Annotated in this window: 2 protein-coding genes; both read left to right on the top strand. The window is 70.7% G+C overall.

Annotated features, from left to right (window positions below; genetic code table 11):
* Positions 1–189, top strand: a 189-nt coding sequence (locus WDZ17_RS17355) for a transposase (protein WP_422632029.1), incomplete at its 5' end; no start/stop codon positions are given.
* Positions 186–904, top strand: a 719-nt coding sequence (locus WDZ17_RS17350; RefSeq protein WP_339576429.1) for an IS3 family transposase, incomplete at its 3' end; no start/stop codon positions are given. The genes WDZ17_RS17355 and WDZ17_RS17350, both read left to right, overlap by 4 nt.

Genomic DNA, 904 nt, shown 5'->3' with positions numbered 1-904 from the left:
GTCCACGAGATGACGTTGGGCAAGTGGGTGAAGAAGGCACGCGAGGACGGCCGACAACCAGCCGGCGAGTCGTTGACCGACAACGAGCGCGAAGAGCTCGCCCGGCTGCGGGCGGAGAACACCGAGCTGCGGATGCAGGTCGAGTTCGCAAAAAAAGTGGCGACCTGGTTCGCGAAAGACCAGCGGTGAAGTTCGCCGCGATCGCGGACTGGGCGGACCAGAAGCTCTTCGACGTCGACTTCATGTGCACCCAGCTCGGGGTCTCCCGCTCGGGGTACTACGCCTGGCGCACCCGCCCGGCCAGCCCCCGCGCCCGCGCCGACGCGTCCTTGACCTCGCTGATCGTCCGGTTGCACGCGGGCGTCGGGCGCGCCAACCCCGGGGTGCGCCGGATGGCCGCGATGCTCACCGCCGCCGGCCACCACGTCTCCCGCCGCCGCACCCACCGGCTGATGCGGGCCGCCGGCCTCGCCGGACGCCACCCCCGGGCCTGGAAGCGCACCACCGTGCCCGCCGACCGCCCCGCGCCGGCACCGGACCTGATCGGCCGGGACTTCACCGCGCCCGCCCCGAACACCCGCTGGGTCGGCGACATCACCTACGTCAAGACCTGGGACGGGTGGGCCTACCTGGCCACCGTCATCGACCTGCACTCGCGCGCCGTCGTCGGCTGGGCGGTGGCCGACCACATGCACACCTGCCTGGTCACCGACGCCCTGACCATGGCCATCACCACGAGAAAACCACCGCCGGGCGTCATCTTCCACGCCGACCGCGGCACCCAGTACACCTCCGGCGAGTTCGCCGACTACTGCACGAAGAACAACATCCGCCGGTCCCTGGGCCGCACCGGGGTCTGCTGGGACAACGCCGTCGCGGAGTCCTTCTTCGCGACCTACAAGAA

The sequence above is a fragment of the Pseudokineococcus basanitobsidens genome, from assembly GCF_037482545.1.
GTDB lineage: Bacteria > Actinomycetota > Actinomycetes > Actinomycetales > Quadrisphaeraceae > Pseudokineococcus > Pseudokineococcus basanitobsidens.
Note: the sequence above shows the minus strand (reverse complement) of the source record. Positions and strands in the feature narration are given on the sequence as shown.